Source organism: Xenorhabdus bakwenae, assembly GCF_030272115.1.
GTDB lineage: Bacteria > Pseudomonadota > Gammaproteobacteria > Enterobacterales > Enterobacteriaceae > Xenorhabdus > Xenorhabdus bakwenae.
This window is the reverse complement of sequence record NZ_CP119194.1, coordinates 2662719-2676767: the sequence shown is the minus strand read 5'-3', so window position 1 is coordinate 2676767 and position 14049 is coordinate 2662719. Positions and strand designations below refer to the sequence as shown.

General features: G+C 43.0%; 11 protein-coding genes and 2 pseudogenes. 8 read left to right on the top strand and 5 right to left on the bottom strand.

The window, feature by feature from the left end; all coding sequences use genetic code 11:
• Nucleotides 1-100: 100 nt before the first annotated feature.
• Nucleotides 101-3610, bottom strand: coding sequence for an inverse autotransporter beta domain-containing protein (locus PXH59_RS13475; protein WP_285808773.1), 3510 nt, complete (start codon nucleotides 3608-3610; stop codon nucleotides 101-103).
• Between the two features lie 397 nt (nucleotides 3611-4007).
• Nucleotides 4008-5012: a class 1 fructose-bisphosphatase gene (fbp, locus tag PXH59_RS13470; RefSeq protein ID WP_285808772.1), complete on the bottom strand. Its 1005-nt coding sequence runs from the start codon at nucleotides 5010-5012 to the stop codon at nucleotides 4008-4010.
• A gap of 184 nt (nucleotides 5013-5196) precedes the next feature.
• Here fbp and mpl point away from each other — a divergent pair, with 184 nt between their 5' ends.
• On the top strand, nucleotides 5197-6567 hold the full coding sequence (mpl, locus tag PXH59_RS13465; protein WP_285808770.1) for a UDP-N-acetylmuramate:L-alanyl-gamma-D-glutamyl-meso-diaminopimelate ligase: 1371 nt from the start codon (nucleotides 5197-5199) through the stop codon (nucleotides 6565-6567).
• Nucleotides 6568-6639: 72 nt separating this feature from the next.
• Here mpl and argR read toward each other — a convergent pair whose 3' ends face one another.
• A complete protein-coding gene (gene argR / locus PXH59_RS13460; protein WP_047766260.1) occupies nucleotides 6640-7110 on the bottom strand; it encodes a transcriptional regulator ArgR in 471 nt (156 codons plus the stop codon).
• A gap of 411 nt (nucleotides 7111-7521) precedes the next feature.
• On the opposite strand from argR, the pseudogene mdh reads away from it, so the two are divergent.
• Nucleotides 7522-8461, top strand: a pseudogene (gene mdh / locus PXH59_RS13455) (malate dehydrogenase).
• 110 nt (nucleotides 8462-8571) lie between these two features.
• Here the strand turns inward: mdh and PXH59_RS13450 are convergent.
• Nucleotides 8572-8838 (bottom strand): helix-turn-helix domain-containing protein, encoded by a 267-nt coding sequence (locus tag PXH59_RS13450; RefSeq protein ID WP_047766258.1) that lies wholly within the window; start codon nucleotides 8836-8838, stop codon nucleotides 8572-8574.
• Between the two features lie 187 nt (nucleotides 8839-9025).
• Between PXH59_RS13450 and PXH59_RS13445 the strand changes: the two genes are divergently transcribed.
• Nucleotides 9026-9373 carry a DNA-binding protein gene (locus PXH59_RS13445; protein WP_285808764.1) on the top strand — a complete coding sequence of 116 codons (348 nt, stop codon included), beginning with the start codon at nucleotides 9026-9028 and terminating at the stop codon, nucleotides 9371-9373.
• 75 nt (nucleotides 9374-9448) lie between these two features.
• The gene (locus tag PXH59_RS13440; RefSeq protein ID WP_047766256.1) at nucleotides 9449-9829 is read left to right on the top strand and encodes a DNA-binding protein; all 381 of its coding nucleotides are present in this window, start codon (nucleotides 9449-9451) and stop codon (nucleotides 9827-9829) included.
• A 27-nt stretch (nucleotides 9830-9856) separates the two neighbouring features.
• Here the strand turns inward: PXH59_RS13440 and ispB are convergent, their stop codons facing one another.
• A complete protein-coding gene (ispB, locus tag PXH59_RS13435; RefSeq protein WP_285808762.1) occupies nucleotides 9857-10828 on the bottom strand; it encodes an octaprenyl diphosphate synthase in 972 nt (323 codons plus the stop codon).
• Between the two features lie 250 nt (nucleotides 10829-11078).
• Here ispB and rplU point away from each other — a divergent pair, with 250 nt between their 5' ends.
• The 4 genes and pseudogenes from rplU (at nucleotide 11079) to PXH59_RS13415 (ending at nucleotide 14035) form a co-directional block, all read left to right on the top strand.
• Nucleotides 11079-11387, top strand: coding sequence for a 50S ribosomal protein L21 (rplU, locus tag PXH59_RS13430; protein ID WP_047766254.1), 309 nt, complete (start codon nucleotides 11079-11081; stop codon nucleotides 11385-11387).
• A gap of 20 nt (nucleotides 11388-11407) precedes the next feature.
• Nucleotides 11408-11665 carry a 50S ribosomal protein L27 gene (gene rpmA, locus PXH59_RS13425; RefSeq protein ID WP_010845218.1) on the top strand — a complete coding sequence of 86 codons (258 nt, stop codon included), beginning with the start codon at nucleotides 11408-11410 and terminating at the stop codon, nucleotides 11663-11665.
• A gap of 131 nt (nucleotides 11666-11796) precedes the next feature.
• A pseudogene (gene cgtA / locus PXH59_RS13420) lies at nucleotides 11797-12967 on the top strand (Obg family GTPase CgtA).
• 183 nt (nucleotides 12968-13150) lie between these two features.
• Complete coding sequence (locus PXH59_RS13415) at nucleotides 13151-14035, top strand: IS982 family transposase (protein WP_285808690.1); 885 nt, start codon at nucleotides 13151-13153, stop codon at nucleotides 14033-14035.
• The last annotated feature ends 14 nt before the right edge of the window (nucleotides 14036-14049 follow it).

Genomic DNA, 14049 nt, shown 5'->3' with positions numbered 1-14049 from the left:
CTCGGATTTTTCGGTTGTTGGCGATGGCTGAAAAGCAGAATAAAAAAAAGCACAGACTCAACCCTGAGTGAGCCTGTGCTTATTTTATATTAATGGTAGTTTAATTTGGGGAAACTTCTCCGTAACTACCCACGCGTATTATGCAAAGAAGTAACGACGGCTTGTTGAGAGGATATATCGTTGCCGGTTCGATTATCCTTTTAAGGTAGTCATAGGCATAAATAGTTTCATCTGATGGCGTATACGTCTTCAATATATTAACTCCTGTTGAGTTATTGAGAAGAGCTTTCAATCCGAAATAAGGGAAATGCTCTTTGTCATATTCATAACTAATTGAAGTTGGAGTAGTTGTTTGCGGAGTTGCTCCCATATCAGTCAGAGTCGGTGCGACAGCTTGCTGATTATTGAGACCAGAATTGTTATTCCCATTCAGATAACTACATTCAGGGTAGTTGCCTAAGGGAACAGTATTCGAATTTGGAGCCAAAGGATCCGGATGCTCAGGGATCAATATGTATCTCCGTGGGTTGAAAGTATAGTAATAACTAGACGTTATTCCAGTATCCGAAACTGTTTTGGTTAGTGTCACTGTTACCGGCCATTGCTCAATAGAGAAGTTATCCAGGAGGAATGTGATATTCCCTGTATTTCTGTCTACTTTCACTAAATTAGGATTGGAAGATCTGATGTCTGATCCCGATAACCCGGCAGAACCCCCATTTGGTCTGGGAATGTTTGTGCCATCAAACAAATTCGTTTTTCCATCCTGTGTCAGTTGAACGATGAGATCTTTATGTACGTTATAGGGCCTTCCCTGCTGAGAAATATATTTAGTTTTAGGTGAGTTTTCGGTTCCCATCAGAATTCCCACGGGTATTGGAACAGTATCGAAATTTACCGGTTCGGATTGTATGCTATTTGCATCATCTTCATAGGGTGTATCCTGCAATAGTTTGAAATAAATACCATCCATACCGACGAGACTTGTCATATAGAGCGTCAAATAACCCTCAGCATCTGTGGTTGGATTCGCAGGGATCTCAAGCTTAACTTCGTCCGGAACATTAAGTAGATTAGAAATAACTGTCTTCTTCTCCGCTTTAATTTTACCAAGAGACTGATTCTTAAGAGGAAGTTTGCTTTCTGTATCGATGACCCGCACTTTATAGGTATAGCGATCTTTTCCGTTGGCGATGAGTGGTCTCATCGGGGATTGCGATATTGCATCGAATGCGAACTTCAGGCTTTCTGGAGTGACAAAATTGAAGGGTTCAGAGAAGCTTTGATGTTTTTCATTAATCAATACCCCAACCTTAGCCCCTTTTACTCTCTGGGTACTGGTCACAATCGCCTTGATTTTACCTTCCTCATCAGAGGTGTTCTCATAGCCAGGTGCGGGCGTAACAGATAATCCCGGTAGGTCAGAAGGCACTGTACTCCATTGTAAGTTCATCTCCATTTTTTTATTGATTGGGTTGCCATCTAAATCGAATACTGTCGCAGTCACAATGACCGGCTTTTGTTCCGTTGCCTCATAAGGCGCTTTCTGGTCAAAGACAAAGTCCTTGGCCTGAATAGCATCACCAAGATGAGTGAGATTCAGCGGTTTGTCGCCTTTTATCTCCAGCTTAGGTTGAGCATCCATTGACAGATAAATCTTTGTCTTCGGATCAAGCGGCTGAGTACTGCTCAACGTTGCAGTTAACTGACCGTTATCATTGGTCGTTCCTGCTGAATCCCAGTTCAATATTGCATGTTTATTTTCGGGTTCAATGCTCCATTTTACGTTTGGTATTACCTGGTTTTTAATCGGTGGATTATTTTTATTACCATAGGTGATTGTTGCTGCCAGATCATAAGCAGGTTTGCCATTGGAAATAACAGGCCCCGTACCACTTGGCTTGATGCTTTGCTCTTTAATGGCAAAAGGTTCAACAACCACATCCATATAGGTTGTCATGGGCTTATTGCTACCCGTTATTTCAGAAATAGCAGACAGGGTATAGCTATTTATCCCCTTGACAGAATATTTTGGCAGATCCAGTTCAACAGACGAGCCATAGGGTGTGATAGCGCCCCCGTTTTTACGGAACTCTTCATTAGTCTGCCATGATATCTTTTTCAGGCGGTGTTCAGCCGTAATATTAGGGGTAATTTGAACATGCTGGGCACTGTATCCGCTTAACGTATTTGGCAGGGCGAGATTGAACTCCGGTTTTTTCTTGTAGTCCAACACGATATGATTGTTTCTTTCTACGAGTTCATAACGGCTTCCGGCCAGTGTACGTATAGCAGCAACACTACGTGGTGAAATTTGATCGCCAAAAGGGATACCGAAACGATAATTCAGATTGGCCTGGAAGAGAGTTTCGCTGTGTCCACTGCCGAACTTATAATCCACACCCATCGTCATCAGCGGAATAGGGGTATAATTCAGGCCAATTCGGGCAAGGTTAGGATTCTTTTGTTTGGTTTCCCGATTGAACAGGGCAACGTTATCGCCGAAGTACTGTTCATAGCCCAACTTACCCCCAAGATTTGGATAAGCGGGTAAGAAAAATTCACCATTGATATCGTAGCCGTTGGCGGGTCGTTCTTCATAATCCAGCTCGTTGGGTGATATACGCCATTTACTCAAGCGCCAATAAGTGTTGGCAGACAATTTAACATAATCTGTCCAGATTTCGCCTCCAACACCCAGCCGTTGATGTTGTCCTGTGAAATCTTTGTCAAAGAAGGTATTTAAACCATACATCCATTTAGGCGTGAAATAACGTCCACCAAAGCCGAGATTCAGGGTATTACGGCTGTCGTGACGGCGATAACCTAACTGTGAGAAAAATAGCCAATCTGCTTTGTTATCATAGAGAGGGACTAGCACATCCAGAGAGCTGGCATCCAGTTTCCCTTTTTTATCGATGGAAAAATTAATCCTGCCAGTACCAAACCGGGTCAACCATTTTTGAGCTTCCGTGTTTATCGCACCATTGATTTTCCCCAACGCGTAGGATTTTGCCTGCTCGGTTAATTGGGATGGGGAAGAGGATAAGATATCACCTATCTTATGGATGCCTTGTGTGATGGCACCCACTTTCTGATCAATAGCCTCTTGATTATCCCGCGCTTTATTAGCGTTATTTTCATTTGCTGGTTTTTGTAAGAACCTCTTTCTTTCTGTTACTGTCACTTTATTGATGTGATTTTCATTTACTGGTTTTTGTAAGAACCTCTTTCCTTCTGTTACTGTCACTTTATTGATGTGATTTTCATTTGCTGGTTTTTGTAAGAACCTCTTTCCTTCTGTTACTGTCACTTTATTGATGTGATTTTCATTTGCTGGTTTTTGTAAGAACCTCTTTCCTTCTGTTACTGTCACTTTATTGATGTTATTTTCATTTGCTGGTTTTTGTAAGAACCTCTTTCTTTCCGCTACTGTCACTTTATTGATGTGATTTTCATTTGTTGGTTTTTGTAAGAACTTTTTTCTTTCTATTCTATTTTCTTGAACTTTTTCACCCGCTGACAGTGCACTCGTAGGAGTAAAGGGCAAAAAAAGCGAGTACATGAGAATAGAAAGCCGAAAAACTTTATGATTTATAAACGAGTCCATATATGAATTCCTCATAAAATATGGGCTGGCGCCAGCGCTTTAGCATTACACCTTTGATGTTTAAAACTTCAGTTTTATTGGGTACAGCTATCTCATTAATATAAAAAAGATAATCTTTCCCATACCTACATACATTAGGAAAAATTTTGTTGTTATGCGTAATGAAAAATTATTATCAGTAGATAACAAAAAGCTATCACTTTATTTCCACAGAAATTAGGTTTTATCTTTCATGCAAAGCGGTGTTTTTTCAGGAATGACGATGGCGTATCAAGAGGAATATATGAGTAATTGGTTGCAAGGTGAGTGTCATTGAAATAGAAAAACTGAGGTTTAGAAAATAAATGGAATAAGAGGTGGGAATCCACCTCCCTATATTATGGTTTAATCATACTGTTTATTGATCAGAGAATTCCGCCATAAAACTTTCGGCTTTTTCTACCATAGACTTGGTGCCGACAAAAAAAGGTACGCGTTGGTGTAGCTTATTTGGCACGATATCCAGAATACGGTTTGCGCCATCGCTGGCTTTACCACCGGCTTGTTCAGCCAGAAATGCGATTGGGTTGCATTCATAAAGTAAGCGGAGTTTGCCTGTTGGATGACTTGCCGTACTTGGGTAGATATAGATCCCGCCTTTTAACAGATTGCGATGGAAATCAGCAACCAGAGAACCGATATAGCGGGTAGTGTATGGACGTTGGGTTGCTTCGTCTTGTTCCTGGCAATATTTGATGTATTTTTTCACACCCAGTGGAAACTTGATGTAGTTCCCTTCATTGATCGAGTACATATTGCCCTTTTTCGGAAATTGGACTTTCTCATGGGTCAGACAAAATACCCCAAGGGAAGGATCATAAGTAAAAGTATGGACACCACAGCCTGTCGTGTAAACCAGCATTGTGGATGAACCATAAACCACATAACCGGCTGCAACCTGACGATTACCTGGTTGCAGGAAATCCTCTTCGGTTACAGGCTGACCGAGCGGGGTAATTCGATGGTAAATTGAGAAAATAGTCCCGACGGAAACGTTTACATCAATATTCGAAGAACCATCCAGTGGATCCATCAAAACAACATATTTTGCATTTTCTGCCCGGTCGCCATCAAAAATAACGATGTCGTCTTCCTCTTCAGAAGCAATGCCTGCGACTTCGCCGCGTGCTTTCAGTGCTGCCTTGAGTTTTTCATTGGCATATAAGTCCAGCTTCATCTGAACTTCACCCTGCACATTAGATACGCCACTTGAGCCTAAAATATCCACCAGACCGGCTTTATTGATATCCCGATGGATAATTTTGGCACCTAACTTGATGGCAGACAGCAGTGCAGTCAGTTCACCTGTAGCATGCGGAAAATCTTGCTGCTTTTCGACGATGAATTCGCCCAATGTTTTCATGACAAAGGCCTTGAATTTGGTTGTGGTTTTCGGAAGCGTGCTTCACTGATGTGTCGCACTTCTGTGCCGCACTTAGACGCGGGCAGTTTAGCTAAAGAATCTGCTGATTCATAGGTTATTGCATTTTTAATCTCTGATTTGGTAGTTAGAATAGTGATACAGTTCATGAATCAGGTAGAAATAAATGCGTATTCATATTCTTGGCATTTGCGGTACTTTCATGGGTGGGCTGGCGATCCTCGCCCGCGCACAGGGGCATGAAGTGACTGGCTCTGATGCTAATGTTTATCCCCCAATGAGCACGTTGCTGGAAAAACAAGGCATTGAGTTGATCCGGGACTACGATCCGGCCCAGCTCGATCCTGCTCCGGATGTGGTGATCATTGGTAATGCCATGACACGTGGCAATCCCTGCGTAGAAGCTGTGTTAGATCGTGGTATTCCTTATACTTCTGGTCCGCAGTGGCTGCATGATCATATATTGCCAGAGCGCTGGGTATTGGCAGTCGCGGGCACCCACGGTAAAACAACGACGGCGGGTATGGTGGCCTGGATATTGGAAGAGTGTGGCTATAAACCCGGGTTCCTTATCGGTGGTGTGCCAGGGAATTTTGACGTTTCAGCACATATTGGTGAAAGCCCATTTTTTGTGATTGAGGCGGATGAATATGACTGTGCTTTCTTTGACAAGCGTTCGAAATTTGTCCACTACAGCCCCCGTACATTGATCATGAATAATCTTGAGTTTGATCATGCTGACATTTTTGAAAATTTGGGCGCGATTCAAAAACAGTTCCACCATCTCGTCAGAGTTGTGCCGAGTACCGGCAAGATCATTGTTCCTGATAATGATATTAATTTGAAGCAAGTGCTCTCAATGGGATGTTGGAGTGAATTGGAACAGACAGGGGAAAACGGTCATTGGCAGGCGAAGAAAGCCAGTCAGGATAGCAGTCACTATCAGGTATTCCATCAGGGGGAGCTGGTGGGGGAAGTGATGTGGTCATTAGTCGGTGAACACAATATGCATAATGGTTTGATCGCAATTGCGGCAGCCCATCATGTGGGGGTGCAACCTGCGGATGCCTGTCAGGCACTCGGCCAATTTATTAATGCCCGTCGTCGCCTTGAATTACTCGGCGATGTTAATGGCATCTCGGTGTATGATGATTTTGCCCATCATCCAACGGCTATCCTGGCCACACTGGAGGCGTTGAGAAGTAAAGTGGGCGGTATGGCTCGTATTCTTGCCGTGCTGGAACCGCGTTCGAATACCATGAAAATGGGCATGAATAAAAATGATATTGCCCCTTCTTTGGGGCGTGCTGATGAAGTTTTTCTCTATCAACCTACCAATATTCCGTGGCAGGTTGTTGAAATTGCTGAACAGTGTATTCAACCCACTCGTTGGAGTGCTGATATTGATACTTTGGTGAAAATGATTGTAGAAACGGCACAGCCCGGTGACCATATTCTGGTGATGAGTAATGGTGGATTTGGCGGTATTCACGAAAAACTACTGGCTGCATTGACGCAAAAAACCAGCGCATCTTAGTTAAGATTTTTTATATTTCGGTCTGCCATACGCATATTTTGATTAGATTGGTATACGGCAGACCTGAATAAATTAAAGTTCCTGTTCAAACAGGTGGAGAATGGCTTCGTAAAGTTGTTTTGTCGTAAAGTTCTGCGCTGGAGTGGAAAAAATAGTGTCATCCCCTGCAATGCTGCCAAGGATCCCTTCTGCTTTCCCCAATGAATCTAACAGGCGGGCAATTAACTGTGCTGCGCCAGGGCTGGTACGTATGACGACAATGCTGTGATTATAATCGACATCTAATACCAGATTTTTTAATGGGCTGGTGGCAGTGGGCACGCCCAATTCTGCGGGTAAGCAATAAACCATTTCCATCTTTGCATTACGGGTTCGGACAGCACCAAATTTCGTCAGCATTCTGGAAACTTTAGATTGGTTGATATTTTCAAATCCCTGTTCTTGAAGTGCCGAAACAATTTCACCTTGAGAGCTGAATTTTTCTTCTTTCAATAATGCCTTGAACGCTTTTACCAAATCTTCCTGTTTCGAAGGAACACGCATATTTCACCATCGTTGAATCCGTTATCAGGCGGCCATTATGCGAAAGAGTGAATTTTTATGCAAGAAAGAGAAGAAAAAACCAATATACAGAGAATAGTGAATTAAGCGTAGTAAATGTATTGTTAATTAAATGGGATTGTTTGGTAGGAAAGGGAAGAGTAAGGTAATAAGCTAATTGTTGAAGCGCTCGCCTGAAGTAATTCTTAAAAAAGTGTCCATTATCTCATTAACAGATAAGCATTTTGTTTAGAATAAAACGACGTTGGTGTTCCATCATCAGGCTATTAAGTGGATAATCTGACTGTTAACAGATTGTTTTTAATGCATGGTGTTTTTAATATATTGGTGTTTTTAATACATCGTGTATACAAATAGATCGTATTTACAGTACTTAATTTAAGGAGTATCAGGATGAAAGTTGCAGTTCTCGGTGCAGCCGGTGGTATTGGTCAGGCACTTGCCCTTCTACTCAAGACCCAGCTTCCTTCAGGTTCAGAACTTTCCTTGTATGACATTGCTCCGGTGACTCCAGGCGTGGCAACCGATCTGAGCCATATCCCAACGGAAGTCAAAGTCGCTGGTTTTGCTGGTGAAGATGCAACTCCTGCACTGGCAGGTGCAGATGTCGTATTAATTTCTGCGGGTGTGGCGCGTAAACCTGGTATGGATCGTTCCGATTTGTTCAATATCAATGTGGGAATCATTCGTAATCTGGTTCAGCAGGTTGCTAAAACGTGTCCAAAAGCATTAATTGGAATTATTACCAACCCCGTCAATACCACGGTTGCCATCGCCGCTGAGGTACTGAAAAAAAGAAGGGGTATACGATAAGAACCGCCTGTTTGGTGTCACAACCCTGGATATCATTCGTTCCAACACTTTTGTTGCTGAACTGAAAGACAAGAAAGTAGAAGAAATAGAAGTTCCTGTTATTGGTGGGCACTCTGGTGTGACCATCCTGCCTCTTTTGTCGCAAATTCCAGGTGTTAGCTTCACTGATGAAGAAGTTGAAGCATTGACCAAGCGTATCCAGAATGCGGGTACTGAGGTTGTTGAAGCGAAAGCGGGTGGCGGCTCTGCAACTCTGTCTATGGGACAAGCAGCGGCTCGTTTGGGGCTGTCGCTGATCCGTGGCTTGCAAGGCGAAAGCAATGTTGTTGAGTGCAGCTATGTTGAAGGTGATGGCAAATATGCCCGTTTCTTTGCGCAGCCTGTTCGCTTAGGTAAAAAGGGTATCGAAGAACATTTAGATATTGGCAAGTTGAGTGATTTTGAACAAAAGTCACTGGATAACATGCTGGATGTTTTGAAAAAAGACATTGAGTTGGGCGAAAAATTTATTAACGAATAATTCATTTATTAATAATTTATTAATATACGAATTAAGTTAAATATATTAAATAACTAAAACCGCTAGTTAGAAATAACTAGCGGTTTTTCTTTCAATAGTTATATTGATAGCTAATTATTCTTTTTCTCTCTTACTTTTCTTTCCAATAGTTCTCCTGTATGGGGATCGAAATAGCGGCTTGGCCATATTTCAGACGGATGTAGTTCTAAATAATTCGCTATTATCCATTCTCCCTTGGGCCATGGGCGAGAAAGTGTATTCGCCAAAGTTGATGAACTCAATCCCGCCGCACGAGAAACGGCAGCTAATGTCGTTCCTCGTTTACGTAAAGCGGCAATAATATCAGCAGGATGCCAATCCGATTTCGTAGAAATCATTTTTTTAATCCTTTTCTATTAAATTAGACGCCACATTAGTGGTATAACTAAAGCGTTAATGTGAAATTAATAACGAACACGAACCTGTTATTAAGAAAATAAAATAACATTATTTTTTCTAAAAATGTTTCTAATTTTTTCTTAATAACTTCTTTTTTGAACTTGGTAACAAAAATAGAGAAACGTTATGAAAAAAGAGTGGTATACGGCAATGGAGCTGACCGGTGTAGGTGAGTTACCTAGATCACCACAAGGAGTTAATGCCAGGGCAAAGCGTGAAGAGTGGTTAAAACAGAAACGGGCTGGCGTCCAGGGGCGGGCGATTGAATACCATTACTCTTGTTTTCCTCAAACAACGTTGGAAGCGTTAGAACTCCATGAAACACCAGCAGAATATCAGGTTCAAAAACAAGATCCTTTAGCCATTTGGGTAAGTGCATTTAATTTACTTACCGAGGAAGAGAAGGAGGTCATTACCGAAGTGATATTACGAGATGGCATAAGAAGTTTTTTGGGAAAAATCATAGCTACTTGAGACAGCTTTTGAAAAGCCAGGTACTTAACATTTGGCTTTCTCGTCACTGCTCCAGTATCAAGCGAGGAGAAAGAGATGAAAAAAGAGTGGTATTCTGCAAAAGAACTCATCGGCCTCGCAGGGCTGCCATCGTCACCCCAAGGAGTCAATCTGATGGCAAGACGCGAGGGCTGGGAACAACGCCGTAAGCGGGGCGTACAAGGAAAAGCGCTTGAATATAATGTCAACAGTTTGCCCGAAGAAGTCGTGAATGTGCTGACGGTCAGTGAAAATTCGGTCGAATACTATCGCAATAAACGACAGGACCCATTTATGATCTGGGTAGAAGCTTATTACCAGTTGAGCAAATCCGAAAGAGAGCGAATGGTTAAATTTATTTTGAGAAAAGGGCTAGCCAGCCTGGTCCAATATGTCGGTATTCAAGATAGTGATAATAAAGACAGCGCCCTGGATTGAATTATCTGGGGCACTGTTTGATTCAGGTTAGGAAAGTCGCTGTACAGCGACATGGGCCAATCCCTCAAGAGCCGCCTTGTATGGAGAATTTTCCAGTGACTGCAATGCTGAAATAGCCTTATCAGCTTCTTCTTCTGCCCGCTGGCGGGTGTATTTAAGTGAACCACACTGTTTCATCGTTGTCAGGACGGTATCCAACAAATGGCGGCCATTACCTTGCTCAATGGCACTTCGGATTAAAGCGGATTGCTCCGGTGTTCCGTGGTTCATGGCGTGCAAAAGAGGCAATGTGGGTTTGCCTTCGTTTAAGTCATCCCCTGTGTTCTTACCCAGCGTGCTGTTATCTGAGTCATAATCCAACAGATCATCAATTAATTGAAATGCGGTGCCCAGATAACGGCCATAATCACGTAGTGCTATTTCTTGCTCAGGAGTGGCGTTGGCGAGAATGGCGGCTGAATGCGCAGCGACTTCAAACAGGCGAGCGGTTTTACTGTAAATGACCCTCATATAGTCATCTTCTGAAATAGTAGGATCATTGCAGTTCATCAACTGCATGACTTCGCCTTCAGCAATGACATTGGTAGCATCAGACATCAATTTTAATACGCGCATGGAGTCGAGATCGGTCATCATTTGAAATGAGCGCGTATAGATAAAATCGCCCACAAGGACACTGGCCGCATTGCCATAAATGGCGTTGGCTGTCGCCTTACCACGGCGCATATCAGATTCATCAACGACATCATCATGCAGCAGCGTTGCCGTGTGGATAAATTCAATCAAAGCAGCAACTTTGATATGTTTTTCATCCTGGCAATGAAGGGCTTTACCTGCCAGTACGGCAATCATTGGCCGAATGCGTTTGCCACCCCCGCTGATGATGTAGTAACCAAGTTGGTTAATCAGCGCAACGTCAGAATTTAATTGGTTAAGAATGGTTTCATTAACCGCTGCCATATCATCAGCGGTGAGTTTAAGTATCGATTCTAAATTCATGTTTTGGCTTTGGACTCTGATTCAGAGCTGTGCTCATTAATTAGCATATCAATAGATATCAAGATATCTCGATTGTACTTGAAAAACCGTTCAAATAAATGACAATTGAAAAACTCTGTTTTTTTCTCATCTGTTCTAATTCTGCACTTGTCTTCCAAGTGGTTTTTGCGTAGAATTCGCGCCCTATGTGAATATTTTATAGCGCGCTCTGGAAAGCATTTTAGGGGGGTGCGCGGAAAGCGGAGTTTATATGTACGCAGTTTTCCAAAGTGGTGGTAAACAACACCGAGTAAGCGAAGGCCAAACAATTCGCTTGGAAAAGCTGGACATCGCAACAGGTGAAACTGTTGAGTTTGACCAGGTGCTGATGGTCGCTAACGGCGAAGATATCAAAATCGGCGCTCCAGTAGTTGAAGGCGTTAAAATTAAAGCTGAAGTTGTCGCTCACGGTCGTGGCGAGAAAGTTAAAATTGTTAAGTTTCGTCGTCGTAAACACAGCCGTAAGCAACAGGGCCACCGTCAGTGGTTCACCGATGTTAAAATCACTGGCATCGCTTAAGATTTTAGGAGAGCAGATTAATGGCACACAAAAAGGCTGGCGGCTCGACTCGTAACGGTCGCGATTCTGAAAGCAAACGTCTGGGTGTAAAACGTTTTGGTGGTGAGTCTGTTTTGGCAGGTAGCATCATCGTTCGTCAACGTGGTACTAAATTCCACGCAGGCAACAACGTAGGTTGTGGCCGTGACCACACCCTGTTCGCATTAGCTGACGGGAAAATTAAGTTCGAAGTTAAAGGTCCAAAAAACCGTAAATTTATCAGCATCGAAGCTGAATAAGTTTTTTGCATCTTGATCGAATCAGAAGCCCTGCAATATGTGTTGCGGGGCTTTTTATTATTTTGGATTACGCCATCTCTGGGTACTAGCTGCCATCCAGCTTTACAGTGGCTATCCTGCGGAGAAAAAAAATGAAATTTGTAGATGAAGCCAGAATTCTGGTTGTAGCGGGAGATGGTGGCAATGGTTGCGTCAGCTTCCGTCGTGAGAAATATATTCCAAAAGGTGGACCGGACGGCGGTGATGGTGGTGATGGTGGTGATGTCTACCTGCTAGCAGATGAAAACCTCAATACACTGATTGATTACCGTTTTGAAAAATCCTTCCGTGCTGAACGTGGTCAGAATGGACAAAGCCGGGATTGTACGGGGGAAACGTGGTCAGGATATTACCATTAAGGTTCCGGTCGGAACTCGTGTACGTGATGTTGCCACGGGCGAAATACTTGGGGATATGCTGCGCCATGAACAGCGTTTTATGGTAGCAAAAGGTGGCTTCCACGGACTTGGCAATACCCGTTTTAAATCTTCGGTAAATCGTGCTCCTCGTCAAAAAACGATGGGAACTCCCGGAGAAAGTCGTGAGCTGATGTTGGAACTGATGCTACTGGCTGATGTAGGGATGCTGGGGATGCCAAATGCAGGCAAATCCACCTTTATTCGTGCTGTATCGGCCGCAAAACCGAAAGTCGCTGATTATCCATTTACAACTCTGGTGCCAAGCCTTGGCGTTGTGCGTATGGATAACGAGCAAAGTTTTGTCGTTGCAGATATCCCTGGTTTGATTGAAGGTGCCTCAGAAGGTGCCGGATTGGGTATTCGTTTCTTGAAGCATTTGGAACGTTGCCGCGTATTGCTGCATTTGATTGATCTCTGCCCAATCGATGAATCCGCGCCGGTTGAAAACGCCCGTATCATCATCAAAGAACTGCATAATTACAGTGAAAAACTGGCAGAAAAACCGCGCTGGTTGGTCTTTAACAAAGTCGATCTTACCGATCCAGAAGAAGCTAAACAGCGGGCAAAAGCTATCGCTGAGGAGCTTGGTTGGGAAGGCGATTATTACATGATCTCAGCCGTGAATCGTCAGGGCGTAAAAGAGCTTTGCTGGGATATTATGGAGTTCATGAAGACGCAGCCTCGTAGCATGGAAACGTCGGAGGAATCCCAACCGGAAAAAGTGGAATTTATGTGGGATGACTACCATAAAGAGCAGTTACAGCAAGCATCTGACGACGAAGATTTGGATGATGACTGGGACGAAGAAGATGACGAAGGCATCGAGTTTATTTATAAACACTAATCTTCATGTAACCACTTGAATATAACAAAAGGGCGCTGTATTTGGCGCCCTTTTTTCTTTTTGGTCAAACCCTTCTTAATAAACCTGAACTTCGCTTAAGAAAGGAAAGAAAAAAGGAACTAAGCGCCTGAGGCACGATCAAAGTTTTTGCTTAGAAAACAAAATCGTGGGGATCCTCAGGCTATGACTACTTTAGAAGAACTTTTTTGTTGCGTCGATGATTTTTGCCAAAAATTTATTCCCCTTTGGGAACAACAGCTCATTGAGAATAATCAGCTCAAGCGTCATCGTGCCACTTCCCTGTCTCTCAGTGAGATAATGACGATCCTCATTTTATTTCACATGAGCCATTATCGTCATTTTAAAGCGTTTTATACTGAGCATGTGCAGCAATATCTCAACGCAGATTTCCCGGGTCTGGTCAGCTACAATCGAATAATTACATTGAAGAAAAGAGCCCTTATTCCGTTATGCGCTTTCCTTTCTTCACGCAAACAAAAATCACACGGCATTGCCTTTATCGATTCCACTAAAATCGCGGTTTGCCATAATCTGCGTATTCCTCGCCATCAAGTTTTCGCGGGTGTCGCCCAGCGAGGAAAAACCCGTACAGGCTGGTTCTATGGCTTTAAACTCCATCTGATTATTGATGACTGTGGGGAGATTTTATCCGTTAAATTAACACCGGGAAATGTTGACGATCGTCAGCCGGTAAAGGAATTAGTACAAGGTTTAACCGGGCATCTCTATGGTGACAAAGGCTATTTATCGCAAGTGTTATGCGATGAACTGAAGGAGGAAGGAATTACGCTGATCACGAATGTTCGCCGTAATATGAAAGCCAAATTTTTATCGTTTTGGGACAAGGCCATGTTAAGAAAACGGTTTTTGATAGAAACGGTGAATGACCAATTGAAAAATATTTCTCAGATAGAGCACTCAAGGCACCGAAGCGTAGTCGGCTTTTTACTGGAAATAGTATCAGGACTGATTGCTTATACATTCCAGCCGAAAAAGCCGAGCTTAGGTTTACGTGACCATGAAATTGCGATGCTTAAACAAAGTTGAGGTTAATAACAGAG

Excerpts from the sequence above, each read along its gene's own strand:
- PXH59_RS13415 (WP_285808690.1), top strand. The coding sequence starts at position 13,151 with ATGACTACTTTAGAAGAACTTTTTTGTTGCGTCGATGATTTTTGCCAA.
- PXH59_RS13440 (WP_047766256.1), top strand. The coding sequence starts at position 9,449 with ATGAAAAAAGAGTGGTATTCTGCAAAAGAACTCATCGGCCTCGCAGGG.
- PXH59_RS13475 (WP_285808773.1), bottom strand. The coding sequence starts at position 3,610 with ATGGACTCGTTTATAAATCATAAAGTTTTTCGGCTTTCTATTCTCATG.
- fbp (WP_285808772.1), bottom strand. The coding sequence starts at position 5,012 with ATGAAAACATTGGGCGAATTCATCGTCGAAAAGCAGCAAGATTTTCCG.
- ispB (WP_285808762.1), bottom strand. The coding sequence starts at position 10,828 with ATGAATTTAGAATCGATACTTAAACTCACCGCTGATGATATGGCAGCG.
- argR (WP_047766260.1), bottom strand. The coding sequence starts at position 7,110 with ATGCGTGTTCCTTCGAAACAGGAAGATTTGGTAAAAGCGTTCAAGGCA.
- mpl (WP_285808770.1), top strand. The coding sequence starts at position 5,197 with ATGCGTATTCATATTCTTGGCATTTGCGGTACTTTCATGGGTGGGCTG.
- PXH59_RS13450 (WP_047766258.1), bottom strand. The coding sequence starts at position 8,838 with ATGATTTCTACGAAATCGGATTGGCATCCTGCTGATATTATTGCCGCT.
- rpmA (WP_010845218.1), top strand. The coding sequence starts at position 11,408 with ATGGCACACAAAAAGGCTGGCGGCTCGACTCGTAACGGTCGCGATTCT.
- PXH59_RS13445 (WP_285808764.1), top strand. The coding sequence starts at position 9,026 with ATGAAAAAAGAGTGGTATACGGCAATGGAGCTGACCGGTGTAGGTGAG.
- rplU (WP_047766254.1), top strand. The coding sequence starts at position 11,079 with ATGTACGCAGTTTTCCAAAGTGGTGGTAAACAACACCGAGTAAGCGAA.